Below are 24,772 nucleotides of genomic sequence, written 5' to 3'. Positions count from 1 at the left end.
GGGCCGCGTCAGGCCCGGCCGGCTCCCGCGTCGACGCCCGCCCGCTCCGGCGCACCGACGATCGCCATGCCGGCACCACGGAGGCGTCGTCCCTCCTGGGCGATGAACCCGAGCAGGCGGTCGTTCGTGCCGGCCACGTGCGCCGCCACGAGCTCCGCCGCACGGTCCGCGTCGCCGCTCTGCACCGCGTCGAGGATGTCGCTGTGCTCCTGCCACGCGGCGTCGCGCGTCTCCGGCGTCCGGACCTCGATCCACCGGGTTCGCTCGAGCCGGGTCAGGGCGTCCGCGACGGCGTCGGTGATGAACCGGTTGCCGCCGAGGGCCGCGAGGTCGAGGTGGAACGTCGAGCCCATCCGGATGCCGGCCTGCTGGTCCGGCGTCGGGCGGAGGGCGTCGAGGTGCGCTCGGACGGCGTCGAGGGCGTCCGGCTGGGCGCGGGCGACGGCGAGCCGGGCCGCGGCGGGCTCGAGCACCCCGCGGAGTTCGGCGAGCGAGGCGATCTCGCCGAGGTCGATCGGCGTGACCGTCCACGAGCGGCCCTCGTGCAGGATGAGCCCCTCACGCTCGAGCCGCGACAGCGCCGCCCGGACCGGGGTGCGCGAGGCGTGGAAGCGCGCTTCGAGGCCGCGCTCCGAGATCCGCTCCCCCCGGTGCGATGTCGAGCGTCAGGATCGCGGCGCGGAGGTTGTCGTAGAGCTGGGCCGTCTGCGACACGGGTGCGGCGTCGGTCGGTTCGGTCACGGGCACCCAGCGTAGTGGCGTCGTCCCCGTTGGTATACCGTTCCGGTACACCAGCCGAGACGGAGGCCACGTGACCCGCACCCCCGCCCGAGCGTGGACGATGCTCGGGCTCGGGGTCGCCGCGCAGGCCGCCGGCACGCTCGTCGTGACCGCGCCAGCACTCCTCATCCCGCACCTGCACGCCCAGGGGCTGTCCCTCACGCAGGCCGGTCTGCTGGCCGCCGCCCCCACCGCGGGCATGGTCCTCACGCTCATCGCCTGGGGCGCGGTCACCGACCGCATCGGCGAGCGCATCGTCATCGCGGGCGGCCTCGTCCTCACCACCCTCGCGGTCGCCGGGGCGTGGATCGCCGACCACGACGCGGTGCTGCTCGGGGTGGCGTTCCTCCTGGCCGGCATGACGAGCGCGTCGACGAACGCGGCGAGCGGGCGGGTGGTCGTCGGCTGGTTCCCGAAGGAACGGCGCGGTCTCGCGATGGGGATCCGGCAGATGTCGCAGCCGCTCGGTGTGACGCTGGCGGCCGTCACGGTGCCGACGCTCGCCGAGACGTCCGGCATCCGGGCGGCCCTCGTCCTGCCGGTGGTGCTGTGCGCGGTCCTCGCGGTGGCCGGCGCGCTCGGGATCGTCGATCCGCCTCGCCCGCCTGCGGCAGCCGCCGGCCCTGCCGCCGAGAACCCCTACCGGTCGACGGGGTTCCTCTGGCGCATCCACGCGGTGTCGGTCCTGCTCGTCGTGCCGCAGTTCACGCTGTCCACGTACGGCCTGGTGTGGCTCGTGACGCTCGGGTGGTCGACGGCTGCCGCGGGCCTCCTGGTCGGCGCGTCCCAGTTCGTCGGGGCGGTCGGTCGGATCCTGGTCGGGGTGTGGAGCGACCGCGTCGGCTCCCGCGTCGGCCCGTTGCGCGTCGTGGCCGTCTCGGCGGCGGCGGTGATGGCGGTCCTCGCGCTCGTCGACGTGGCGCACCTGCCGGCCGCCGCGGTCGTCCTCGTGGTGGCGACGAGCGTCACGGTGGCCGACAACGGGCTCGCGTACACGTCGGTCGCGGAGGCCGCCGGCCCGCGGTGGTCGGGCCGGGCCCTCGGCGCGCAGAACACCGGGCAGTTCATCGCGGCGAGCGCCGTCGGCCCGGGCATCGGCGCCCTGGTCGGACTGGTCGGGTTCGCGGGGTCGTTCCTGCTGGTGGCGGCGCTGCCGGTGCTGGCCCTGCCGCTCGTCCCGCGGGCGGACCGCTCGCACGACTGACCTCCGCGCCGGTCGCGTGTCGGGATGGTGGACGGACGGGAGGCTCGTGGTGGCGCCGCCACGAGCCTCCCGTCCGTCGTCGGCCGGTCAGGCCCCGGGGACCTCCGGTCCGGTGCGCCAGCGCAGCAGCGCGGCGGTCGGGCCGCCGCCGGGCAGCGCCGCGGCGTTGGCGTACACGACCTCGGCGTCGGTGAGCAGTGCGGCGCGGACGAGCCCGACCGCCGCCGGGACGGGTCCGAGCACCGCTGCACCGAGCGCCTGCTCCGGGGCGGTCGCGATCCAGGGCGCGGCGTCGAGGGCCAGGACCGTGCGGTCGGCGAACCCGACGGGGTCGAGGACGACGACCGACGGCTGCGCCTGCTGCAGCGCCTCGACGACCGGGCCGAGCCCCGCCGCGACCTCGCCGTCACCGCGTCCCTCGTGTGTGCGGAGGAGATCCTCGACGTCGTGCCGCCGCTGGGCGACGACGCGGGCGAGCGCGATGTCGACGTGCTCGCGGACACCGTCCTCCGACGCGTCGGACGCCCGCGGGTCGATCGGCACCTCGGAGAGCAGGGGTGCGGTCGCCTTCGTCTTCGACAGCTCGGCGACGAGGAGCTGCCGCGCCCGGATGTCCCCGGCGACGACGATCAGCCGTGGTGCCAGCCGGTCGACGGCGTCCTGCACGGCGGCGGCCACCTCGGACTCGTTCTGTCGCCAGAGTTCCTCGGTGTGGTGCTGCCAGCGCAGGTGCGACCAGCCGCCGCCCTGGAACTTGTGGAGCGTGTCGGTACGGCCCTCGACCTCCTGCTCCTCGCGCTGGTCGGGGTGGTCGACGTGCCCGAGCCGGTAGGCGCGGTAGCCACCGCCACCACGGCCGACCTCGACGACGAGGAACGGGACGTCGAGCGGGCGGTGCGCCAGGAGCGGCACGAGGTCGGGCACGGCGCCGTGGCCGACGGACTCGGGTCCGTGCATGTGCCCGGGCAGCAGGTCACTGAGCACGAGCTTGCCGTCGTGCACCAGGACGTAGCGGCTGACCGGCGCGGGGACCCCGGGCGTCTCCTCGAGCTCGGCCATCACGGTGTCGATGACGTCCGCGTCGGCACCCGCGGCGCGGAGGGCGTCCTCGGCCTTCCGGCGCTGCAGGGCGGCGAGGTGCTGCGGGTCCTCGCGGTCCCCGGAGGCGTCGACGTACGCCCAGGTCCACGTGCCGCCGGTGGCGAGCCGGGTGCCGAGCGAGCGTCCTTCGTCGGTGGCCTCGTTCGCGGTGACGGGCATGCTCAGGCCTCCTCGTCCGTGGTCGGCAGGTCGTCGGTGTCGCTCGCACCGTCGGCCGCCGAGGCGTTCGACGACGTGACGTCGGCCGACGCGTCCGGGTCGGCCGCCGAGGACGTCGAGTAGACCGTCGCGTCGGCACCGTCACCGCTGCCGTCCGGCTGTTCGGCGGCGACCCCGTCCGGGTCGTCGGCGGTGTCGACGTCCGTCGAGTCGTCGACGAGTGCGCCCTCGAGGTCGCCGTCGTAGCCCGAGGCCTGGACGGTCTCGGCGTCGTCGGTGTCGTCCGGTACCGGCTCGGACTGGCGGAACTCCTCGACGTGGGCGTTGCTGCCGTGTCCCTGGACGATGCTCTGCGCCTCGTGCGCCAGCTGGTCGTCGAGCTCCGGGTTGTGGGTGGTGTTCCCGCGTTCGCTCATCGTTGCTCCTCTCGTGGGGGGTCCCACGCTCCGCGACGGCACCTGACCCCGATCCCAGGTGGACGTCGGGTCCTGTGGTTGGCTTGACGCTGCACCCGATCGACGACGCGCCGGGACGACGGCACGGTCGCCGTCCCGGCCCCGCTGATCGCCACACCCGTCCCGAGCGCCCCGAGCGCGGGGCACCACGGAAGGACTGGTCGACGTTGACCGACGCCGCACTCGACGACCTGCACGCGACGACGCCGGGCTCGGCGACACGACTGGCGCCGCGCGCCTGGCTGCACACGGACGCTCCGTGCCTGTCGCTCGCCGGGGAGTGGGACTTCCGCTGGTCGCCCGTCGCCGACGCCCCCCGCCTTCGAGGACCCGGACGGCTGGGGCACGCTCCCGGTGCCCTCGCACTGGGTCCTGCACGGCCACGGGGCGCCGAGCTACACGAACGTCCAGTACCCCTTCCCGATCGACGCCCCGCACCCGCCGGACGAGAACCCGACCGGTGACCACCGCCGGACCTTCACCGTGCCGGGCTCCTTCGACGGTGCCGCGCGGGTGCTGCTCCGCTTCGACGGTGTCGAGTCGCACTTCCGGGTGTGGCTGAACGGGCAGGAGGTCGGGTGGTCGACCGGGTCCCGGCTCGCGACCGAGTTCGACGTCACCGAGCTGCTCGTACCCGGGGACAACGAACTCCGGGTGCGCGTGCACCAGTGGTCGGCGGCCTCGTACCTGGAGGACCAGGACCAGTGGTGGCTCCCCCGGCATCTTCCGGGACGTCACCCTGCTCGCCCGTCCGGTCGCACCGATCGACGACGTGTTCGTGCGCGCCGCCTGGTCCGCCGTCCCCGGCGACGGAGCGAGCGCCGGGACCGCAGCGTCCGGCCGTCCCGCGACGGGCACCGGCACGATCACGGTGCCGAGCATCGAGGCCACCTTCCCGGTGCGCTTCCGGGTGCCCGAGCTCGGCGTGGACGTCACCTGGGCCTCCGCCGAGGACGTCGCACCGGTGACCGTCGAGGGCGTCGAGCCGTGGAGCGCCGAGGTCCCCCCGCCTGTACGACGCCACGATGTCGGCCGCGGGTGAGACGGTCGCGCTCCGGCTCGGCTTCCGCACCGTGCAGATCGTCGGCGACCGCTTCCTCGTCAACGGCGAGCGGGTCGTCTTCCACGGCGTGAACCGGCACGAGACGCACCCCGAGCGCGGGCGGGTGTTCGACGAGGCGCACGCCCGCGCGGACATGGCGCTCATGAAGCGCAGCAACGTCAACGCGATCCGGACGTCGCACTACCCGCCGCACCCGCGCGTGCTCGACCTCGCCGACGAGCTCGGGTTCTGGGTGGTCCTGGAGTGCGACCTCGAGACGCACGGGTTCGAGGCCCTCGGCTGGCAGGGCAACCCGTCGGACGACCCCGCGTGGGAGGACGCCTACCTCGACCGCATCGCGCGGACCGTCGAGCGGGACAAGAACCACGCGTCGATCGTGATGTGGTCGCTCGGCAACGAGTCCGGCACGGGACGCAACCTCGCCGCGATGGCGCAGTGGGTGCACGCCCGCGACACCGAACGCCCCGTGCACTACGAGGGCGACTACACGGGCGAGTACACCGACGTCTACTCGCGGATGTACCCGACGCTGCAGGAGACCGAGTCGATCGGCGGCGGTGCGGCCACGCCCCTGCTCGGGTGCGGTCCCGCCGAGGCCGCCCGGCAGCGCTCGAAGCCGTTCCTGCACTGCGAGTACGTGCACGCGATGGGCAACGGCCCCGGCCAGATCGCCGAGTACGAGGCTCTGGTCGACCGGTACCCGCGACTGCACGGCGGCTTCGTGTGGGAGTGGCGTGACCACGGCCTCCTCGCCCACACCGCCGACGGCACCCCGTACTACGCCTACGGCGGCGACCACCACGAGGTCGTGCACGACGGCAACTTCGTGATGGACGGCCTCGTGTTGCCGGACGACACCCCGACGCCCGGCCTCGCCGAGTTCGCGGCCGTGGTCGCGCCGGTGCGCCTCTCCGTCTCACCCTTCGGCGGTGGGACGGCCGCGGGCGGCGGCACCGTGCTCATCGAGAACCGGTACCACTCCGCGTCCACCGCGGGCCTGCGGTTCGTCTGGACGCTGTCGCGGAACGGCGTCGTCGAGGCGTCCGGGAGACTCGCCCCCCGGTGTCGTCGCCGCGCGGGGGGTCCGCCACGGTGCCGGTCCCGGCGGAGGTGCTCGCCGCGGCGGCGCTCGCCCCCCGGCGACGAGCTGTGGTTCGAGGTCGTGGCGGAGCTCGCCGGACCGACGGCGTGGGCGGACACCGGCCACGTCGTGGCACGCACCCAGACGCTCGTGGCGAGCGCGCCCGCCCGGGTGGTCGACGCCGCTCCGCAGCGCGCCGGGACCGGCTCCCGTGGACCCAGGTCGGGCTGGGACGGCGACCGTCTCGGGGGAGGCGACCTTCACCGCCCGTGGCGACCTCGCCTCCCTCAAGGGGCACGCGGTCGCCGGCCCACGCCTCGAACTGTGGCGTGCGCCGACGGACAACGACCGTGGCGCGTCCCAGGGCGGCTACGAGACGGCGGACCCGGTGCTCACCGGCGGGGTCGGCGATCCGGATGCGCCCTCCTCTGCGTCCCGGTGGGAGGCCCGTGGGCTCGACCGCCTGACGCACCGGCTCGTCGCGGTCGAGCGGACCGACGACGGCCTCGTGCAGCGCGTCCGCGTCGCGGCGGCGAACAGCGGGGCCGGCGTCGAGGTCACGCACCGCTGGACGCTGACCGACGCCGGGCTGCTCCTGCGGACCGACGCGGTGCCGTTCGGTGGGTGGGACGTGACCTGGCCGCGGGTCGGGGTCCGCATCGACCTGCCCGCCGCGCTGCTGGACGGGACGGTCTCGTGGTTCGGTACCGGCCCGGACGAGTCGTACGCGGACTCCTCGCACGCCGCGCGCGTCGGACGTTTCGAGGCGCCCGTGTCCGCGATGACGACGCGCTACTCGATGCCGCAGGAGACCGGGCACCGTCCGGAGCTGCGGACGCTGACGGTCGGTCCGTTCACGGTGTCGACCGTGCCGGACCCGGCGTCGGGGCACCGCGCCGGGTTCACCCTGACGCCGTGGACCGCGCAGCAGGTCGGGCGTGCCGGGCACCCGCACGAGTTGCCGACGCCGGACGCGCTGTACCTGTACCTCGACGACGCGCAGCACGGCCTCGGGAGCCGGGCGTGCGGCCTCGACGTCCTGCCCGAGCACCAGCTCTGGCCGAGCGCCCGGAGCTGGAGCGTGCTGCTGGCGTAGGGCCGCGGCGGCAGCTGCACGGCGGCGGCTGCACCGGCACAACAGGAACCCGTCCGAACCAGGGGATCCCCCCCGGTTCGGACGGGTTCCTGTTGGGCACAGCCGGCGCGCGCCGCGGCTCAGCCGCGCGCGATGGCCTCGGCGGCCGCGGGGTCCGCACCGTCGAGGAACTGCGTCAGGCGCTCGGGCTCGCCGGGTTCGTCGATCGCCTCGGCCGCGCGGCGCAGGGCGAACAGGGACCGCAGGACGCCCCGGTTCGGCTCGTGCGACCACGGCACTGGCCCGGCACCGCGCCACCCGGCCTTCCGGAGCGCGTCCAGCCCGCGGTGGTAGCCGACCCGGGCGTACGCGTAGGACTCGAGCGTGGCGCCGCGCTCCCACGCCTCGTCGGCGAGCAGCGCCCACGCCAGGCTCGACGACGGGTGCGACACCACGACCGAGGAGACGGGCGCGTTCGACCGGAGGAGCGCGTCCACCTCGGGTTCGGCGGGCAGCAGGGTCTCGGGGTTGGTCGAGGGGGGTCGGGAGCAGGTTGTCCGGCATGACCGCCACGCTACTTGAGCCGTCGCCTACTTCAGCGGGTCGTTGCCCCAGTTCATGAGCGAGTAGCGCCACTTGGTGTCGGTGACGTCGCCCGAGGGCCGCTGCTCCGAGTGCCGGGCGACGTACCCGACGACCTTGCGCATGTGTGCGTAGTCCTCGTCGGTGAGGTCACCCTGCTTCTTCTGCAGGATCGCCACGATGTGCCGACCGGACTCGTGCCCGGTGGACTCGGTCGCGCCGTCCTTCTTCTGCCCGACGGACTTCGACTCGTCGGTGTCCAGCCACTTCTCGAGCTGGGACGCGGTCATGTTCACCGCGTCGTGGAAGTCGTCCCGCGTCTGCTTCTCGTCGTCAGCCATGCCGGACATCTTGCGCGCGGCGACTGCACGGTCGTACGGTGAGTCGTACCCCGTCATCGCTCCGGGGTCGCGGTGCGGGACGACCGGCCGACGGCACGGGTGACGGCCACGGGGATCCCCGACGGAGACGGTGCGACATTGCGCGAGATCACCGGCACTGCGCCGCAGCAGCAGCTGTCCCTGCGCTGACACCGTGACCTCGCCCGCCCACCGGTGGGACCGCCGCCCGAGCGGCTGACGGTGTCGTGCGCCCGCACGACCTCCGGAGGCATCCGCATGCCCATCAGTCCGTCCGTCGTCCTGCACGACGTCTCCTTCGCGTGGCCCGACGGCACCGTCGCGCTCGACCGCATCACCGCCGCGTTCGGTCGCGGCCGCACCGGTCTGGTCGGCCGGAACGGGGCCGGCAAGTCGACCCTCGTCCGCCTCGTCACCGGTCAGCTCGTCCCCACCGCCGGTTCCGTCGAGACGACGGGGGCCGTGGACCACCTGCCGCAGCGGCTCGCCGGAGCCGCACCGCACCTCCCGTCCGGAGCAGGCACCGCCGTGCGGTCCGGTCTGGAGGCCCGTCCCGGCCCTCCGCGGACCGTCGCGGACCTGCTCGGGGTCGGTGCGCAGGTCACGGCGCTCCGTGCCGTCCTCGCCGGGAACGCGACGCCGGACGACTTCGAGGTGGTCGGCGACGACTGGGACGTCGAGGACCGGGCCGGAGCGGCCTTGGCTGCCCTCGACCTCGGTCCGCGAGCAACTCTCGGCGCTGCCGACCTCGGCCGCCCCGTCGGGACGCTGTCGGGCGGTCAGGCGGTGCTCGTCGCGGTCGCGGGGATCCGTCTCCGCGCGCGTCCGATCGCGTTCCTCGACGAGCCGACGAACAACCTCGACCGCCGAGCGCGGGCGGCCCTGCTCGCGCTGATCGACGACTGGCGCGGCACACTCGTCGTCGTGAGCCACGACCGGGAACTCCTGGAGCACGTCGACGAGGTCGTCGAGCTCCGCGACGGCGCTCTGACCGTGTTCGGCGGCACGTTCTCGGCGTACGAGGAGCACCTCGCCGTGCAGCAGGCCGCCGTCGAACGGGAGGTCCGGGTCGCCGAGCAGCGGTACCGTGCCGAGAAGCGGCAGCGGATCGAGGCCGAGACCTCCATCGCGCGACGTGCGAAGGCAGGGGCTGCTTCCGCCACGTCCATGCCGAAGATCCTGGCGAACGAGCGGCGGAAGCAGGCCGAGGCGACCGCCGGGCGGCTCCGGTCCGGACACGCGTCGGCCGAGGCGGTGGCGTCCGCGACGGTACGGGAGGCCGGCCGCCGCGTCCGACAGGACGAGACACTGCACGTCGAGTTGCCCGACCCCGGCGTGGCCGCGTCGCGGCAGATCGCGACGATCACCGTGCGCGGTCGGGACGCGGTCGTGCGGGGACCCGAGCGCCTCGCCCTCGTCGGCGACAACGGCGTCGGCAAGACGACCCTGTTGGAACAGCTCGTCGGGCTCCCGACGGCACGGGAACACCCGCTCCCCGACACCGGCGCGGTCGCCCACACCGACCGGGTCGGGTACCTCCCGCAGCAGAAGGACACCCTCGACGACGACGCGACGGTCCTCGAGAACGTGCGACGCGCAGCGCCGGCCGTCCCGGTGCCGGAGCTGCGGAACCGGCTCGCGCGGCTGCTCGTCCGCGGGGACACCGTCGACCGGCCGGCGGGATCGTTGTCCGGCGGGGAGCGCTTCCGGGTCGCACTGGCCGGTCTCGTCCTCGCGGATCCGCCGCCGCACCTGCTCGTGCTCGACGAGCCGACGAACGACCTCGACCTGTCGAGCGTCGACCAGCTCGTCGCGGCCCTCCGGTCGTTCCGCGGTGCGCTCGTCGTGGTGAGTCACGACGAGCAGTTCCTCGGGGGGACTCGGGCTGACGTCGCGGATCGAACTCGGCTGAGGCTCGACCGGCGGACCGGGCGGGCTGGCCTCGGCCACGCGGCGTCGAGGGACGCCCGTGACCGAGGCCCGGCGTGGCAGCGCGCTCAGCGCCCTCAGCGTCGCCGCGACGGCCGGATCGACAGCATCTCGACCGTGCCACGCTCCGGCAGGTCGACCACGGTGCGGACCGCGTCGGCGACGTCCTCCGGCGCGAGGTAGTAGTCGGTGTCGTACTCCTCGCCGAGCTTCTCGGTGAGGGCCCGCTGCATGTCCGAGTCGGTGCGGCCCGGGTGCACGCTCGACACCCGCACGCCGTTCGCGCGTTCCTCCTCGCGCAGGGCGTCCGTGAAGGCCCGGAGCGCGAACTTCGACGCCGCGTAGACCCCACCGCCCGGACCGGCCGTGAAGCCGGCGCCGCTGTTGATCGTCACGACGAGACCGCGGGCGGCACGGAGGCCGGGCATCGCCACGCGGGTCAGTTCCGCGACCGCGAAGACGTTCGTGGCGAAGACGGCCTCCCAGGTGTCCCGCGGGGTGTCCGCGATGCGGGTGCCCTGCTCGACGCCGGCGGAGTGCACGAGGACGTCGATCCAGCTCGGCACGGCCGGCAGGTCCCCGGCGCCCAGGTCCCCGACGAAGGGCTCCGCGCTCGGCAGCTCCGCGACGACGGCGGCGACCGCGTCGGCGTCGCGTCCGCCGACGAGCACGTGGTGCGTCCGGCCCAGGTCGGCCGCGATCGCACGGCCGATGCCGCGGGTCGCTCCGGTGACGAGCGCGACCGGACGGTCGTTCGCGGCGGTGGGGACGGAGACGGGAGGCTCGGTGTCGGTCACGCAGGCAAGCCTACGGAACCGTCACCGAGCCTCCCGGACAGGACGCGCTCGCGCGCCGTGCTCACTCGTCCTTGGTCTCGCCGGCGCTCTGCCGGATGCGGATGCCCTGCATGATGTCCTCGGCGCGCTTCTCGTCCTGCTTGTCGGTCTGGCGGGTGTCGCGCTCGGGGAGCTGGATGTCCTCCTCCGCCTTGATGCCGGCCTGCAGCTCGCGGCCGCGCTCGATCTCGGCGTCGAACTCCGCACCGAAGAGCAGTGCGTTGTTCGTGATCCAGATCCAGAGGAGGAAGACGATCACACCACCGAGCGAGCCGTACGTGGCGTTGTAGTTCGAGAAGTTCCCGACGTAGAACCCGAAGCCGACGCTCGCGATGATCCAGATCAGCAGCGCGAGGATCGACCCGCCGCCGACCCAGGTGAACTTCGGCTGCTTGACGTTCGGCGACCAGTAGTAGAGCACCGCGACGATGACGATCGCGATGACGAGCAGGATCGGCCACTGCACGATCGACAGTACGGTCACCGCCACGTCGCCGAGGCCGATGACGTCCCCGAAGCTGCGGGCGAGCGGGGCGGACACGAGGGTGAGCAGCCCGATGACGAGCAGGACGACCGTGGTCACGGTGACGCCGAGCATGGTCGGACGGAGCTTCCAGATCGGGCGACCCTCACGCACGTTGTAGATGCGGTTCATCGCGCGGCCGAACGCGCCGACGTAGCCGGAGGCCGACCAGAGCGCACCGAGGATACCGACGATGAACGTGACGGGAGCGGCGGGCGAGCGGACGAGACCCTCGACCGGGTCGCGGAGGAGGTCAGCGACGTCCTTCGACCCGACGTTGCCGATGATCTGCAGCAGGGTGTCGATGGTCTTCGACGGGTCTCCGAACAGACCGAGGATGGACACGACCGCCAGCAGACCCGGGAAGAGCGCGAGGACGGAGTAGTACGTGAGGCCCGCCGCGAGGTCGGTGCACTGGTCGGCGGTGAACTCGCGGAGGGTCTTCTTCAGCGTGTACGTGACCGTCGGCTTCTTGAGGTCAGTGGGTGAATCCGGCTTGCGGGGGGGTCGTTCGCCGCCGGCTTCTGTGCTTCCTTCGCCATGGTCAGCCCTTCGCCGCCTTCTTCATCCGCTTGATCGACTTCCCCGCCCGCTTCGCGTCCTTCTTCCGACGCTTCTCGGCGGCTTCGCGCTCCTGGTACACCGGGTTGCCCGTCGGGTCCTTGCGTGCGAAGACGGGGACGCCCTTCGACTTGCCGTCCTTGCCGACCTTCACCGGCTTGAACACCGGCACGGGGGGCGGGCTCGCGGAGCGCGGCGAGGCGACCGGCGGGGGTGTTCCCGATCCGGACGCCCACGACGATCGCCGCGACACCGGCCGCTGCGGTCATCGCGACCGCGACGAGGGGCGTCGGGTCGTGGCGCCAGCGCTGCTTGGTCTTCGCGACGGCCAGGCGCGTGCGCGCGGGCACGTCCGCCTTCTGCCGGATGCGGTCCACCGTCTCGGTGATCCGCTCCCGGGTGCGCACGTTCGCGAGCTCGAGCTCGGGGAGGGAGTCGTTGGGCATGCATCCTGAGTACACGCTCCGGACCGAGCGCACTCGCGGGACGCGCTCCGGTGGAGGTCCGGGCAGCGCACCGGGCGCTGCCGCCCATCCCCGGCGCTGCTCCCGGCAACGCGTCCAGCGGCGTGGGCCTACCGTCCCCGTCATGCTGTTCCGGGACGTCGCAGAGGGCATCCACCGCCTCGAGCTCGCACACACCAACACCTACCTGGTCGAGACCGGGGACCGACTGCTCGTCGTCGACGCCGGGCTGCCCGCGGTCTGGCCGCACCTGCAGCTCGCCGTGCACGACCTCGGGTACGCCCCCCGACCAGGTGGAGGCCCTGCTGCTCACGCACGGGCACTTCGACCACGTCGGCACGGCCGCCCGGATGCACCGCGACTGGGGCACCCCCCGTGTACGTCCACCCGGGCGACCGGGACCTCGCTGCGCACCCGTACTCGTACCGGCCGGCGGTGAACCGGTTCGGCTTCGTGCTGACGCACCCGGGCGGACTGCGGCCCCTCGGACGGATGCTGCTGGCGGGTGCTGCGACGGTCGACGGCATCGACGAGGTCGAGCTCATGGAGTCCCGCGCCGAGACCCCGGGGAACCCCTGGATCATCGAGACGCCCGGTCACACGGACGGACACGTCGCGCTGCACTTCGCCGACCGGGACGCCGTCATCGTCGGCGACGCCCTCGTCACGCTCGACCCCTACACGGGCGGCATCGGTCCGCGGATCGTCGCCCCGGCGGCGACGGCGGACGTCGACACCGCGGTGGCGTCGCTCGACCTGCTCGTCGACACCGAGGCCCGGCACGTGCTGCCCGGCCACGGCCCGTCGTGGTCCCGAGGCGTCCGCGCGGCTGTGGAGCAGGCGCGGCGGGTGGCCGGCGCGGCCTGACCCGCGGGGTCAGTGCGTGAAGGCGTACCCGATCAGGGCCAGGGTCACGACGGCCCCCGCGAGGTAGTTGAGCCAGAGGAACCGCTTCCACCCCGCGTTCGCCGACTCGGCCTCGGCGTCGGTGACGTTCCACCACCGCAGCACGTTGAGCGCGTACGGCACGACGACGACCGCCGCGATCGGCCCGGGGAACGCCGAGAACAGCAGCGCCACCCCGGCCACCAGGTACATCACGAACGCGAGGCGGACGGTCGCGCGCGCGCCGATGACGGTCGCCACGGAGCCGATCCCCCCCGGCGCGGTCGGCGAGCACGTCCTGCACGGCACCGAACGCGTGCGAGGCGATCCCCCCACAGGAAGAACGCGATGCACACCGCGACGAGCTGTCCGGTCCACTCGGGTCCGGCGAGCGCGAGTCCGTAGACCGCCGGGGACATGAAGTGCGTGGACGAGGTGATCGAGTCGAGGAACGGGCGCTCCTTGAAGCGCAGTCCCGGTGCGGAGTACGCGATCACGGCGAACACGCTGACCGCGAGCACGAGCCACGACCACGGCCCGTTCCCGCTGGCCGCGCCGAGCAGCACGAGCGCGACGAGGAACGGCACGTTCGTGACCGCGACGGCCCACAGGGTCGCGCGGTGCACACTCCGGTCCAGCAGCGCTCCCTCGACCCCGCCCTTGCGCGGGTTTCGCAGGTCGGACTCGTAGTCGAACACGTCGTTGATGCCGTACATCGCCAGGTTGTACGGCACGAGGAAGTACACGACCCCGACGACGAACGCGAGCAGCGAGAAGCCGCCGCCACCCTCGACGCCGACCCCGCTGCCGAGCAGGTAGGCGGCGCCGAACGGGTAGGCGGTGTTCACCCAGCTGATCGGTCGCGACGAGACGAACAGGGCTCGGAGGGTGGACGGTCTGGAGGCGCGGGGCACGGTCATGGGGCCTCCTCGGGGGGAACGGGACGGCTGGGACGGGCGTTCCGACCGTACCGGTCGGTCGAGCAGGACCCAGCAGCTCGGCAGCAGCAGGACCGCCCCGATCGCGTAGGCGAGGTCCTCCACGGGGAAGAGCCCGACGCGGGCGCCGAGGACGAGCGCCCGGTCGTACGCGACGACGCCGAGCCCGACGATGACGTTGTTGAACACACACGTCATGACGACCAGGACGACGCCGGTGACGACGCCGCCGAGGACGGTGGACCGCCGGCTGCGCTCGGCCCCGACCGTGCCGCGGCTCCGGCGCGCCGACACGACGCCGGCGGCGATCGCGGTCAGCACCGCCACCCCGAGGAACGGGACCGCGAGCAGGGCGTACGTCCCCGACCCGGTCACACCGGGCCTCCGCCCCGGACGTCGGGGACCGTGCCGGTGCCCTGTGCAGCCCGTCGCCGACAGAGGCGCTCGGCGACCGGGCGCACGGCTCCGAACAGGTCCATCGTCGTCCAGCACAGCAGGACCAGGAAGAAGAACTCCTCGAGCGGCACGTCCGGGGCGAGGAGCACGCCCGTCAGCACCGGCGTCGTGCCGATGAAGAAGATCCCGAGGTGCACGCCGACGACGTCCCAGACCATGAAGAACGCGAGCCCGATGAGCATGACCACGGCGGCCCGGAGCGGCGCACGCCAGAAGAACAGCCGGTGGCGGGCGTCGAGCACCGCGACCCCGGCGATCGAGACGAGCAGGCCGGCCAGGTACAGCCCCGGCATCAGCCCGTCGTCCGGAGCGGCGGTGCGTCGGCCGACCGCGGGAGCGGGGTCGGCAACGGTTCGGTCGAGGTGTCCCCGTGGATCCGCTTGAGCAGGACCTCGGCGCTGATGAGGCACATCGGCAGGCCGATGCCCGGGATCGTCGAGGCGCCGACGTAGTAGAGCCCGCCGACCTTCGTGGATGCGTTCTTCTCGCGGAAGAACGCACTCTGCGTCAGGGTGTGGGCCGGGCCGAGCATCGAGCCGTTCCAGGCGTTGAGGTCGTCGGCGAAGTCCTGCGGGCCGATCGTCCGGCGCACCAGGATCCGGTCGCGCAGGTCAGGGACGCCGGAGCGCTCGGCGATGACGTCGATCGCGCGGTCGGCGATGGCCTCGACCTGGGCGTCGCCGGCTCCGTCGATGCCGCCCTTGCCGATGGAGACGTCGGCGGGCAGCGGCACGAGGACGAACAGGTTGGTCTGCCCCTCCGGCGCGACCGAGTCGTCGGTGAGCGAGGGCGCACAGACGTAGATCGAGGCGGGGTCCGGGACGTGCCGGTCCTTCCCGAAGATCGCACCGAAGTTGGCCTTCCAGTCCTCGGTGAACACGAGCGTGTGGTGCAGCAGGCCGGGGACCTCGCCCTCGACGCCGAGGTAGACGAGGACGGCCGAGGGACCGGGGTCGCGCTTCTGCCAGTGCGAGGCGTCGTACGTGCGGTGCTCCTGCTCGAGCAGTTCCATCTCGGTGTGCCGGAGGTCCGCCGCGCTGACGACGAGGTCGGCGTGCTCGACGTGCTCCGTGCCGTCCTGGTCGCGCCAGGCGACGCCGGTGGCCTGGTCACCGTCGACGACGATGCGGGACACGGCAGCGCCGGTGGTGATCGTCGCACCCTCGGCGCGCGCCACCCTCTCGACGGCGGAGATGAGCGCGCTGATGCCGCCCTTCGGGTAGAGCACCCCGTCGGCGAGGTCGAGGTGGCTCATCAGGTGGTACATGCTCGGCGCCGAGTACGGGCTCGTACCGAGGAACACCGCCGGGTACCCGAGGATCTGCCACAGCCGGTGGTCCTTGACGGCCGTGGACGCGAACGAGGACAGCGGCTGGACGAGCAGGCGGGCGAGCTTCCCCAGCCGCTTCAGGACGTCGGGGGGCGGCGAGCTTCGTGAGGTCCTGGAACGTCCCGTACAGGAACCGGCGCACGGCCATGTCGTACGTGTCGGCGGCGGAGTCGAGGTACTTGGCCATCCTCGCGCCGGCACCCGGCTCGATCGACTCGAACAGCGCGATGTTCTCCTCGCGCGAGGCCCGCAGGTCGATCGGCTCGTCGTGCCCCTCGGTGTAGACGCGGTACCCGGGGTCCAGCACCTGGAGGTCGAGCTGCTCGTCGGCACTCGTGCCGAGCAGCCGGAAGAAGTGGTCGAACACCTCGGGCATGAGGTACCAGCTCGGGCCGGTGTCGAACCGGAAGCCGTCCTGCTCCCAGGAGCCGGCACGACCGCCGAGCTGGGTGCGCTGTTCGAGGACGGTCACGGCGAAACCGTCCCGGGCGAGCAGGGCGGCGGCGGCCAGGCCGCTGATCCCGCCGCCGATGACGACGGCCCGTCGGACCGGCACGGCCCGTCCGGTGCTCGGTCCGGTCGTCGGACGGGAGGCAGGGGTCGGGCTCAAGACGAGCCTCCAGTCTGTGTCGTGGCGTGTGGTGCGGTGGCGGGTGGCGCGCTCCGGGCGGACAGCGTGCCCCGCCGGGCGAGGACCCGCGCGGCGAGGCGGGCCTTGACGGGGTTCGGGACGCGGACGCGGGAGGTGATGAGCCGCGCTGCCGGGGTCGCGGCGATGCGGTCGTTGAGCTCCTGGAACAGGGCGTGCGCGAGGGCGACCGCGGGGCGGGCGTCCTTCGGCAGGAGCGGCACGGTGCGGGCGGCGCGGTCGAGGTCGGCCTGGACGTCGGCGACGAGCCGGTCCTTCGTGGCCTCGTCGAAGCTGCGGACGTCGACGCCGGGGAAGTACGAGCGGCCGAGCACCTCGAAGTCCGCGTGCAGGTCGCGGAGGAAGTTGACCTTCTGGAACGCGGCCCCGAGGGCCCGGGCCCCGTCGACGAGCACGGCGTCGTCGAAGGTCGGTCGTCCGGCGCGGTACACGAAGGCGCGGAGGCACATCAGGCCGACGACCTCGGCCGATCCGTAGACGTAGGTGTCGAAGGACGCCTGGTCGTGCTCGGTCTGGTTGAGGTCCATCCGCATCGACGCGAAGAACGGGCGCGTGAGCTCGGGGCCGAAGCCGGTCGTCCGGGCGCTCCGGGCGAAGGCGTGCACGACGGGGTTCACCGAGAAGCCGAGGGCCATCGCACGCTCGGTGTCGGTCTCGAGCTCGTCGAGGACCGTGCGGGCGAGCTCGGGGTCGAGTCCCGCCTCGGTCGCGGGGCCGTCCACGACCTCATCTGCGACGCGGACCAGCGCGTAGACGTTCCGGATGTGCTCGCGGGTGTCCTTCGTCAGCAGTCGGCTGGCGAGGCCGAACGACGTCGAGTACCGGCTGATGACCACGCTCGAGGCGGCCTCGGCGGTGGCGTCGTAGAGCGGCAGGCGGTCGGGGGTGGTGCTCGACGTCACCGGACGCGCTCCACGAGTTCGGTGACGAGTCCCTCGAGCCGGGCGCCGAGTTCGTCGGGCAGCGCGGCCAGCTCGGCGCGGGCCAGGGCGGTGTGCTCGCGGATGTGGTCGAGGGCCGCGTCACGCGCACCGCACTCGACGAGGAGGGCGCGGAGACCGGCGGCCCGCTCCTCGGTGAGGTCCGGGTCGCCGAGGTAGGGCGCGAGGTCCGGCCAGCAGTCGGTCGTCGCCGCGTAGGCGATGAGCATGGTGCGCTTGCCCTCGCGGAGGTCACCGATCGCGGTCTTGCCGGTCGCGCCCTCGTTGCCGAAGACCCCGAGCAGGTCGTCGACGATCTGGTAGGCGATGCCGATCTCGCGGCCGAAGGCGCCGAGCGAGGCCACCACTGCCTCGGGCGCCCCGGCGAGCACGGCGCCGGACTGCAGCGGCGCCTCGAAGCTGTACACGCTCGTCTTGGCGCGTTCCATCTGGAGCACCTCGGCCACGGTCGGCATGACCCCGAGCGCGAGGTCGACATCGGCCATCTCGCCGGCGGCACTGGCGAAGACGGCGTCGTCGAACAGGTCGAGCAGTCGGGACCGGCGCTCCCCGGTGACGCCGCTGGCCTCGATGAAGCGCGGGGCGGCGGCGAGCGCGAGGTCGCCCGCGATGACGGCCGCGCTCGTCCCACGGTGCTCGGCGGTCGGCAGCGGCAGCCCACCGGTCGTCGCGGTGTCGCGGAAGGACCCGGCCACGTTCGGACGGCCGCGGCGGGACCAGTCGCGGTCGATGACGTCGTCGTGCACGACGAGCGCGGTGTGCAGCAGCTCGTACGCGGCGGCGACGTGTGCGCCCGCGTGCTCGTCGTCACCCCCCGAGGGCGGTGTACGAGGTGAGCACCATGCGCGGCCGGAAGCGCTTCCCGCCCATGCTCGCCTTGCGGAGGACGCGCCAGAGTTCCTCGGACGGCCGGCCGAAGGCCGCGGCCCGGGCGCTCGACGCCGTGAAGAAGTGCTCCAGGCACGCATCCACCAGCGCGAGGTCGATGTGCGCCACGGTGGCCGCTTCCTCGGTCATTGGCCTAATCTATCGAGGCAGATGAGCCTTTTCCCGGAAACCGTTGTCCTGCTCGACGAAGACCGTACCCCGATCGGTACCGCCGACAAGTTCACGGTGCACACAGACCACACGCCCCTCCACCTCGCGTTCAGCTGCCACGTGCAGAACGCGGCCGGGGACGTCCTCGTGACCCGTCGCGCCCTCGCCAAGAAGACGTGGCCCGGCGTGTGGACGAACTCGTTCTGCGGGCACCCCGGCCCGGACGAGTCGTTCGAGGACGCGATCGCCCGGCGGGCCGACCGCGAGCTCGGGCTCTCCGTGCACAGCGTCGAGCTGGTCCTGCCGGACTTCCGCTACCGCGCAGTCGACGCCTCCGGCATCGTGGAGAACGAGGTCTGCCCGGTGTTCCGTGCCGTGGCCGACGCCGATCCGCAGCCCGCGGACGACGAGGTGTCCGAGTGGGTGTGGCTGTCGGAGGAGAAGCTCCGCCAGGCCGTCACCGCCGCGCCCTTCGCGTTCAGCCCGTGGCTCGGGTGGCAGCTCGCCGAGCTGCCGCTCGACGCACTCGCCGGTCGGTAGCGCGTCGGCGGGCGCGACGCGCCCGGTCCGCTGCCGGGAGGCCCTTCCCCGGCAGCTGACGCACCGGTCCCGACGGCGGCGCCGTCGGCTCCGTGACGGCGGTGCGCCGCGCCTCCCGTCCGGGGTCTCCCCTGCCTTCAGTCGGTGTGCATCCGCGCGCCGTGCATAATGATCTGGCTCGGGATGTGAACGTGCACATGGGCGTGCTGCGGGCCCGAGCGGGAGAGAGCAGCAATGGCGACCACGCGGGCAGAGCAGCCGCGGTCCCCCCAGCATCCGTGACGTCGCGCGGGTCGCGGGCGTCTCGCACCAGACCGTGTCGCGGGTGCTGAACAACTCGGACGCGATCCGTGCCGAGACCCGTGACCGGGTCCGCGCCGCCATGGAGGAGCTGCAGTACCGGCCGAACCGCGCCGCCCGCGCCCTCGTGACGAGCAGGACGCGGACGATCGGTGTCCTCACCGCGCAGCGCGCCCACTACGGGCCGACCGTGACCCTGCAGGCCATCGAGGACGCCGCGGTCCTGCGCGGGTACTCCGTCACGACCGCCAACATCGCGGAACCGACCGATGCGGCGGTGCGCGACGGGCTCGGTCACCTGCTCGACCAGGACGTCGAGGGCATCGTCGTCATCGCTCCGCAACAGCGGGTGTTCGACCTCATCGAGGAGCTCGGCGTGCGCACCCCGTACGTGACGATGCGCTCGAGCGTCGGCGAGGACCCGACAGCCCTCTGGGTCGACCAGATGGAGGGCGCCCGGCTGGCGACCGCGCACCTGCTCGACCTCGGTCACGAGTACGTGCGACACATCGCCGGCCCGCAGGACTGGATCGAAGCGGACGCCCGGATGCAGGGGTTCCTGCGCGAGATGTCCGACCGGGACAAGCCGGTGCAGCCCCCCGGTCCTCGGCGACTGGACGGCGGACTTCGGCTACCACGCCGGGCGGGAACTGCTCCGCTACCGGGACTGCACGGCGGTGTTCTGCTCGAACGACGCGATGGCGCTCGGCGTCATGCACGCCGCCCGCTCCTACGGGCTCGACGTCCCCGGCGACCTGTCCGTGGTCGGGTACGACGACATCCCGGAGGCGAAGCACTTCTGGCCACCGCTGACCACCGTGCAGGTGGACTTCGCCGAGCTCGGGCGCCGGAGCGTGGACATCCTGCTGCCGAGCGGGGACGACCTGCTGCGCCCGATCGACATCGTCCCGCAACTCGTCGTCCGTGGATCGACCGGGGCTCCGCGCCACCGCTGAACCGGTCGGTCTGTCCCCAGCCCGAGGGGCGTGCGAGCCACTGCGCGCGGAAGTGCCCGCAGCGTTACCGAATCGCGACCCGTCCGAATTGACAGCCCGGGCGAGCCTGTGCGTAGGATTACCTCCGTTCCTCGATGTGACCGTTCACATGGCCCGTCACACGGGGGGACACCGGACGCGACAACGAAGTCCGCACGCACCCTCGTGCCCTTCGGATGCCGCAGCTGTTCCACCGAAGGACTGCCGCATCGCAGCGGCAGAAGGAGATGCACCGTGGCGTCAACCCCACAGGGTCACGACCCGATCGAGAGCGGGCTCGAGACCCGTTCGATCACCGCTCCCGAGACGATCCTCGAGATGCGTTCCATCACCAAGGAGTTCCCTGGTGTGAAGGCGCTCTCCGACGTCTCGCTGAGCGTCCGAGCCGGCGAGATCCACGCGATCTGCGGCGAGAACGGCGCTGGCAAGTCCACGCTGATGAAGGTGCTGTCGGGCGTGTACCCGTACGGCACGTACGAGGGCGAGATCGTCTACGAGGGCGAGGAAGTCCGCTTCTCGAACATCAAGCAGTCCGAGCAGGCCGGCATCGTCATCATCCACCAGGAGCTGGCGCTGATCCCGGAGCTCTCCATCACGGAGAACCTGTTCCTCGGCAACGAGCCGGGCCGCTTCGGTCGCATCGACTGGACCGCCGCGCAGCTCCGCGCGCAGGACCTGCTCGCCCGCGTCGGCCTGGCCGACGACCCGGACACGCAGATCAAGAACATCGGTGTCGGCAAGCAGCAGCTGGTGGAGATCGCCAAGGCCCTGCACAAGGACGTCAAGCTCCTCATCCTCGACGAGCCGACCGCCGCGCTGAACGAGAACGACTCCCAGCACCTCCTCGACCTCATCGTCGGGTTGAAGGCCAAGGGCATCTCGAGCATCATCATCAGCCACAAGCTCAACGAGATCGAGCAGATCGCCGACGAGATCACGATCATCCGCGACGGCAAGACCATCGAGACGCTCAACGTCAAGGCGGACGGCGTCAACGAGGACCGCATCATCCGAGGCATGGTCGGTCGGTCGCTCGAGTCGCGCTTCCCGGACCGCACGCCGAAGATCGGCGAGACGTTCTTCGAGGTCCGGAACTGGACCGTGCAGCACCCGCTCGACGCGTCGCGCCTGGTCTGCAAGGGCTCGAACTTCCACGTCCGCCGGGGCGAGATCGTCGGCTTCGCCGGCCTGATGGGTGCCGGCCGCACCGAGCTGGCGATGAGCCTGTTCGGTCGCTCGTACGGCACCTGGCTCGACGGGCAGATCATCAAGGACGGCCGCGAGATCAAGGTCACGAACGTCCAGCAGGCCATCGACAACGGCCTCGGCTACGTGTCGGAGGACCGCAAGGCCCTCGGCCTCAACCTGCTCGACACCGTCAAGCGCTCGACCGTCGCCGCCGATCTGAAGAAGATCTCCAAGGGCGGGGTCGTCGACTCCCTCGAGGAGTACTCGGTCGCCGAGAAGTACCGGAAGATGCTCCGCACGAAGGTGCCCTCGGTCGAGGACAACGTCGGCAAGCTCTCCGGCGGCAACCAGCAGAAGGTCGTCCTGTCGAAGTGGATGTTCACCGACCCGGACATCCTCATCCTCGACGAACCCACCCGCGGCATCGACGTGGGTGCGAAGTTCGAGATCTACGGGATCATCCAGCAGCTCGCGGCCGAGGGGAAGGGCATCATCCTCATCTCGTCCGAGCTCCCCGAACTCCTCGGTCTCTCCGACCGGATCTACACCATCTTCGAGGGGCAGATCACCGCTGACCTCCCGGCCGACCAGGCCGATCCAGAAACGCTCATGCGCAGCATGACGTCCGCGCGGAAGGGCGCCACCGTCTCATGAACAACCTGAAACTGCTCTTCGGCAAGGGCAACAGCATCGGCCAGTACGGCATGATCATCGCGCTCGTCGTGCTGCTCATCCTGTTCTCGATCACGACCCAGGGGCTCATCCTCGAGCCCACCAACGTGATCAACCTGTTCCTGCAGTACTCCTACATCCTCATCCTCGCGCTGGGGATGGTCATGGTGATCATCGCCGGCCACATCGACCTGTCGGTCGGTTCGGTCGCGGCGGTCGTCGGCATCGTCGTGGCGCAGTCCATGGCGGTCTGGCACTTCCCGGTCTGGGCGGCGATCGTCCTCGGGCTCGCCATCGGCGCGCTGATCGGTGCGTGGCAGGGCTTCTGGGTGGCGTTCGTGAAGGTCCCGGCCTTCATCGTGACGCTCGCCGGTCAGCTCATCTTCCGTGGTGCGAACCAGATCATCGGCTCGTCCACCTCGGTCCCCGTCCCGGACGCGTACACCCCGATCGGCGCCGGCTTCCTCGGTGACTTCGGTCCCGACTTCGGTTTCAGCAACGGCACGCTCATCATCGGGCTCGCGACGATCGCCGCGCTGATCATCATCGAGGCCCGTGGCCGTGCCCGCCGCAAGAAGATGCACGCCGACGTCCCGCCGCTGTGGGTCTCGATCGTCCGCACGGGCATCCTCGTCGCCGTCACGCTCTTCGCGACCTACCTGTTCGCCGCCGGCCCGGTCGGCACCTCGGTCCCGATCGTCGCGATCATCCTCGGCGTCCTGACCATCGTCTACGGCTTCGTCACGAAGAACACGATCTTCGGCCGCCAGGTCTACGCCGTCGGTGGCAACGCCAACGCCGCGGTCCTGTCCGGTGTCTCCGCGAAGAAGGTCAACTTCTTCGTCATGATGAACATGTCGGTCCTCGCCGCGATCGCCGGCATGGTCTTCGTCGCCTACTCGGGCGCCTCGGGCCCCGCGGACGGCACCGGCTGGGAGCTCGACGCGATCGCCGCCGTGTTCGTCGGTGGTGCCGCCGTCGCCGGTGGTGTCGGCACGATCTCCGGCTCGATCATCGGTGGTCTCGTCATGGCGCTGCTGTCGAACGGCCTGCAGCTCATGGGTCTCGAGTCGAACCGCGTCCAGATCATCCGCGGTCTCGTCCTGCTCGTCGCCGTCGCCTTCGACGTGTACTCGAAGTCGCAGGGCCGCCCGTCGCTGATCGGCGGCATGATGCGGCAGTTCCAGCGCAAGGACACCGAGGACAACACGATCGGTGCGCAGCAGCCGCGCTCGATCGAGGACCAGCCTGAGAAGGTCACCCTCCCCTAGCTCGGGGATCCCGGCGGTCGGGTGACCGGCCGCCGGGACACCCGGTACGACCCATCCACCACAGCGGGGCCCCGGCCCCACCTCCTCAACGAAGAGAAAGCAATCACATGCGCAAGAAGATCGTCGCCGGCGTCAGCCTGGCGCTCATCGCGGGCCTCGCCCTCAGCGGCTGCTCGGCCCGTGGCAACACGGAGGGCTCCGACTCGGGTTCGGGCTCCGGCTCCAGCTCGACCATCAAGAAGGGCGACCTCATCGGCGTCGCCCTCCCGGCGAAGACCTCGCAGAACTGGGTGCTCGCGGGCGCCGCGTTCAAGAAGTCGATCGAGGAAGCCGGCTTCAAGGCCGACATCCAGTACGCCAACGCCGGCAGCCCGGTCCCGGACCAGCAGTCGCAGATCTCCGGCATGGTCACCAAGGGTGCCAAGGCCGTCATCATCGGTGCCGCCGACGGTTCGCAGCTCGGCTCGCAGGTGAAGGCCGCCAAGGCCGCCGGTGCGACCGTCATCGCCTGGGACCGCAACATCCTGAACACCGAGAACGTCGACTACTACGTCGCGTTCAACAACTTCAAGGTCGGCCAGCTCCAGGCGCAGGCGCTCCTCAAGGGCCTCGAGGAGAAGAAGGGCGACAAGCCGTACAACGTCGAGATCTTCGCCGGTTCGCCGGACGACGCCAACGCCACCGTGTTCTTCAACGGTGCGATGGACGTCCTGCAGCCGAAGATCGACGACGGCACGCTGAAGGTCACCTCGGGCCAGACCACCTTCCAGAAGGTCGCCACCCAGGGCTGGCTCGCGCAGAAGGCCCAGTCGCGCATGACGGACCTCCTGGCCCAGTACTACACGGGTGACACCGAGCTCGACGGCGTCCTCTCCCCGAACGACACCCTGGCCCGCGCCATCCTCACCGCGACCAAGGCCGCCGGCAAGGACAACCCCGTCGTGACCGGTCAGGACTCCGAGACCGCGTCGATCCCGCTCATCATGCAGGGCACGCAGTACTCGACCATCTACAAGAACACCACCGACGAGGCCCAGGCCGCGATCGACCTGGTGTCCGACCTGGCCGACGGCAAGAAGCCGGAGACCGTGAAGGACAAGAACAACGACAACGGCAAGAAGATCGTCCCCACCGTCGAGCTGACCCCGGTCCTCGTCACCAAGGACAACGCCGTCGAGGCCTACAAGAACGACGCGACGCTCTCCGAGCTCGCCAAGAAGGGCTGAGCCTGCCCGCTCCAGCAGAAGGGCCCCGTCGCGTCAGCGCCGGGGCCCTTCCTCGTTCCCGCCCCCCGCCGCGGCGTTCCCGGGCGCCGGCCTGGAGGCCCGCCCCGCGCCTCCAGGCCGGCTCGGTGTGCCCGTGCGCCGGTAGCGTGTCCCCGTGGCCGAGGGTGCGGT

The 24,772-nt window shown here is 71.9% G+C and carries 25 protein-coding genes and 5 pseudogenes; 14 read left to right on the top strand and 16 right to left on the bottom strand.

What is annotated here, in order from left to right:
* Positions 1-8 precede the first annotated feature (8 nt).
* Together DEJ15_RS04470 and DEJ15_RS04465 are read right to left on the bottom strand one after the other, a co-directional pair.
* Positions 9-638: a GntR family transcriptional regulator gene (locus tag DEJ15_RS04470; RefSeq protein WP_284176293.1), complete on the bottom strand. Its 630-nt coding sequence runs from the start codon at positions 636-638 to the stop codon at positions 9-11.
* The gene (locus tag DEJ15_RS04465; RefSeq protein WP_284175690.1) at positions 559-741 is read right to left on the bottom strand and encodes a hypothetical protein; all 183 of its coding nucleotides are present in this window, start codon (positions 739-741) and stop codon (positions 559-561) included. The genes DEJ15_RS04470 and DEJ15_RS04465 overlap by 80 nt, the downstream gene beginning before the upstream one ends.
* A gap of 100 nt (positions 742-841) precedes the next feature.
* Between DEJ15_RS04465 and DEJ15_RS04460 the strand changes: the two genes are divergently transcribed.
* Positions 842-1,984 carry an MFS transporter gene (locus DEJ15_RS04460; protein ID WP_110823942.1) on the top strand — a complete coding sequence of 381 codons (1,143 nt, stop codon included), beginning with the start codon at positions 842-844 and terminating at the stop codon, positions 1,982-1,984.
* An 87-nt stretch (positions 1,985-2,071) separates the two neighbouring features.
* Here the strand turns inward: DEJ15_RS04460 and DEJ15_RS04455 are convergent, their stop codons facing one another.
* Both DEJ15_RS04455 and DEJ15_RS04450 read right to left on the bottom strand, forming a co-directional pair.
* Complete coding sequence (locus tag DEJ15_RS04455) at positions 2,072-3,244, bottom strand: baeRF2 domain-containing protein (protein WP_110823305.1); 1,173 nt, start codon at positions 3,242-3,244, stop codon at positions 2,072-2,074.
* Positions 3,245-3,246: 2 nt separating this feature from the next.
* Positions 3,247-3,660 carry a hypothetical protein gene (locus DEJ15_RS04450; RefSeq protein ID WP_110823303.1) on the bottom strand — a complete coding sequence of 138 codons (414 nt, stop codon included), beginning with the start codon at positions 3,658-3,660 and terminating at the stop codon, positions 3,247-3,249.
* A gap of 83 nt (positions 3,661-3,743) precedes the next feature.
* Between DEJ15_RS04450 and DEJ15_RS04445 the strand changes: the two genes are divergently transcribed.
* From DEJ15_RS04445 to DEJ15_RS04425, 5 genes and pseudogenes are all read left to right on the top strand, one after another.
* Positions 3,744-4,163: a hypothetical protein gene (locus DEJ15_RS04445; RefSeq protein ID WP_284175689.1), complete on the top strand. Its 420-nt coding sequence runs from the start codon at positions 3,744-3,746 to the stop codon at positions 4,161-4,163.
* A pseudogene (locus DEJ15_RS04440) lies at positions 4,054-4,353 on the top strand (sugar-binding domain-containing protein); the annotation flags it as partial. The gene DEJ15_RS04445 and the pseudogene DEJ15_RS04440, both read left to right, overlap by 110 nt.
* A gap of 124 nt (positions 4,354-4,477) precedes the next feature.
* A complete protein-coding gene (locus DEJ15_RS04435) occupies positions 4,478-4,741 on the top strand; it encodes a hypothetical protein (protein ID WP_284176334.1) in 264 nt (87 codons plus the stop codon).
* A pseudogene (locus DEJ15_RS04430) lies at positions 4,725-5,933 on the top strand (glycoside hydrolase family 2 TIM barrel-domain containing protein); the annotation flags it as partial. The gene DEJ15_RS04435 and the pseudogene DEJ15_RS04430, both read left to right, overlap by 17 nt.
* Before the next feature lie 121 nt (positions 5,934-6,054).
* A complete protein-coding gene (locus DEJ15_RS04425) occupies positions 6,055-6,939 on the top strand; it encodes a beta-galactosidase small subunit (protein WP_284175688.1) in 885 nt (294 codons plus the stop codon).
* A gap of 119 nt (positions 6,940-7,058) precedes the next feature.
* Here DEJ15_RS04425 and DEJ15_RS04420 read toward each other — a convergent pair whose 3' ends face one another.
* Positions 7,059-7,415: a DUF3151 domain-containing protein gene (locus DEJ15_RS04420; RefSeq protein ID WP_284175687.1), complete on the bottom strand. Its 357-nt coding sequence runs from the start codon at positions 7,413-7,415 to the stop codon at positions 7,059-7,061.
* A gap of 93 nt (positions 7,416-7,508) precedes the next feature.
* A complete protein-coding gene (locus DEJ15_RS04415) occupies positions 7,509-7,841 on the bottom strand; it encodes a DUF3140 domain-containing protein (RefSeq protein WP_110823940.1) in 333 nt (110 codons plus the stop codon).
* A gap of 276 nt (positions 7,842-8,117) precedes the next feature.
* On the opposite strand from DEJ15_RS04415, the gene DEJ15_RS04410 reads away from it, so the two are divergent.
* Entirely contained in the window at positions 8,118-9,971 is a 1,854-nt protein-coding gene (locus tag DEJ15_RS04410) for an ABC-F family ATP-binding cassette domain-containing protein (RefSeq protein WP_284175686.1), read from the top strand.
* Here DEJ15_RS04410 and DEJ15_RS04405 read toward each other — a convergent pair.
* The 3 genes from DEJ15_RS04405 to DEJ15_RS04395 all read right to left on the bottom strand — a co-directional run bounded on the left by DEJ15_RS04405 (position 9,866) and on the right by DEJ15_RS04395 (position 11,880).
* Positions 9,866-10,585 carry an SDR family oxidoreductase gene (locus tag DEJ15_RS04405; RefSeq protein ID WP_110823297.1) on the bottom strand — a complete coding sequence of 240 codons (720 nt, stop codon included), beginning with the start codon at positions 10,583-10,585 and terminating at the stop codon, positions 9,866-9,868. The two genes, DEJ15_RS04410 and DEJ15_RS04405, sit on opposite strands and share 106 nt — an antisense overlap.
* A gap of 61 nt (positions 10,586-10,646) precedes the next feature.
* A complete protein-coding gene (locus tag DEJ15_RS04400; RefSeq protein WP_284176292.1) occupies positions 10,647-11,597 on the bottom strand; it encodes a YihY/virulence factor BrkB family protein in 951 nt (316 codons plus the stop codon).
* A gap of 94 nt (positions 11,598-11,691) precedes the next feature.
* Positions 11,692-11,880: a hypothetical protein gene (locus DEJ15_RS04395; RefSeq protein WP_284175685.1), complete on the bottom strand. Its 189-nt coding sequence runs from the start codon at positions 11,878-11,880 to the stop codon at positions 11,692-11,694.
* Positions 11,881-12,204: 324 nt separating this feature from the next.
* Between DEJ15_RS04395 and DEJ15_RS04390 the strand changes: the two are divergent.
* Both DEJ15_RS04390 and DEJ15_RS04385 read left to right on the top strand, forming a co-directional pair.
* Positions 12,205-12,510, top strand: a pseudogene (locus DEJ15_RS04390) (MBL fold metallo-hydrolase); the annotation flags it as partial.
* A 97-nt stretch (positions 12,511-12,607) separates the two neighbouring features.
* Positions 12,608-13,039, top strand: coding sequence for an MBL fold metallo-hydrolase (locus tag DEJ15_RS04385; RefSeq protein WP_284175683.1), 432 nt, complete (start codon positions 12,608-12,610; stop codon positions 13,037-13,039).
* A 9-nt stretch (positions 13,040-13,048) separates the two neighbouring features.
* Here DEJ15_RS04385 and DEJ15_RS04380 read toward each other — a convergent pair.
* The 7 genes and pseudogenes from DEJ15_RS04380 to DEJ15_RS04355 form a co-directional block, all read right to left on the bottom strand.
* Positions 13,049-13,977, bottom strand: a pseudogene (locus DEJ15_RS04380) (prenyltransferase).
* A 389-nt stretch (positions 13,978-14,366) separates the two neighbouring features.
* Positions 14,367-14,744: a lycopene cyclase domain-containing protein gene (locus DEJ15_RS04375; RefSeq protein WP_110823288.1), complete on the bottom strand. Its 378-nt coding sequence runs from the start codon at positions 14,742-14,744 to the stop codon at positions 14,367-14,369.
* Positions 14,744-15,982, bottom strand: coding sequence for a phytoene desaturase family protein (gene crtI / locus DEJ15_RS04370; RefSeq protein WP_349814806.1), 1,239 nt, complete (start codon positions 15,980-15,982; stop codon positions 14,744-14,746). Before crtI ends, DEJ15_RS04375 begins: the two co-directional genes overlap by 1 nt.
* Positions 15,983-16,109: 127 nt before the next feature.
* Positions 16,110-16,337, bottom strand: a pseudogene (locus DEJ15_RS17695) (FAD-dependent oxidoreductase); the annotation flags it as partial.
* Positions 16,338-16,387: 50 nt separating this feature from the next.
* A complete protein-coding gene (locus DEJ15_RS04365) occupies positions 16,388-17,332 on the bottom strand; it encodes a phytoene/squalene synthase family protein (RefSeq protein WP_110823284.1) in 945 nt (314 codons plus the stop codon).
* Complete coding sequence (locus DEJ15_RS04360) at positions 17,329-18,117, bottom strand: polyprenyl synthetase family protein (protein ID WP_284175682.1); 789 nt, start codon at positions 18,115-18,117, stop codon at positions 17,329-17,331. Before DEJ15_RS04360 ends, DEJ15_RS04365 begins: the two co-directional genes overlap by 4 nt.
* Before the next feature lie 61 nt (positions 18,118-18,178).
* A complete protein-coding gene (locus DEJ15_RS04355) occupies positions 18,179-18,367 on the bottom strand; it encodes a hypothetical protein (RefSeq protein WP_284175681.1) in 189 nt (62 codons plus the stop codon).
* Between the two features lie 42 nt (positions 18,368-18,409).
* Here DEJ15_RS04355 and idi point away from each other — a divergent pair, with 42 nt between their 5' ends.
* From idi to DEJ15_RS04330, 5 genes are all read left to right on the top strand, one after another.
* Positions 18,410-18,949 carry an isopentenyl-diphosphate Delta-isomerase gene (gene idi / locus DEJ15_RS04350; RefSeq protein ID WP_110823279.1) on the top strand — a complete coding sequence of 180 codons (540 nt, stop codon included), beginning with the start codon at positions 18,410-18,412 and terminating at the stop codon, positions 18,947-18,949.
* A gap of 977 nt (positions 18,950-19,926) precedes the next feature.
* Positions 19,927-20,205 carry a substrate-binding domain-containing protein gene (locus DEJ15_RS04345; protein WP_284176291.1) on the top strand — a complete coding sequence of 93 codons (279 nt, stop codon included), beginning with the start codon at positions 19,927-19,929 and terminating at the stop codon, positions 20,203-20,205.
* A gap of 357 nt (positions 20,206-20,562) precedes the next feature.
* On the top strand, positions 20,563-22,086 hold the full coding sequence (gene mmsA, locus DEJ15_RS04340; protein ID WP_181419447.1) for a multiple monosaccharide ABC transporter ATP-binding protein: 1,524 nt from the start codon (positions 20,563-20,565) through the stop codon (positions 22,084-22,086).
* Entirely contained in the window at positions 22,083-23,375 is a 1,293-nt protein-coding gene (gene mmsB / locus DEJ15_RS04335; RefSeq protein WP_110823275.1) for a multiple monosaccharide ABC transporter permease, read from the top strand. The genes mmsA and mmsB overlap by 4 nt, the downstream gene beginning before the upstream one ends.
* Positions 23,376-23,482: 107 nt before the next feature.
* On the top strand, positions 23,483-24,601 hold the full coding sequence (locus tag DEJ15_RS04330) for a substrate-binding domain-containing protein (protein WP_110823273.1): 1,119 nt from the start codon (positions 23,483-23,485) through the stop codon (positions 24,599-24,601).
* The last annotated feature ends 171 nt before the right edge of the window (positions 24,602-24,772 follow it).

Origin of the sequence: Curtobacterium sp. MCJR17_043, from assembly GCF_003224315.2 — a bacterium.
Lineage (GTDB): Bacteria > Actinomycetota > Actinomycetes > Actinomycetales > Microbacteriaceae > Curtobacterium.
The sequence above is the reverse complement of the archived record's forward strand: the minus strand, read 5'-3'. Positions and strand labels throughout refer to the sequence as shown.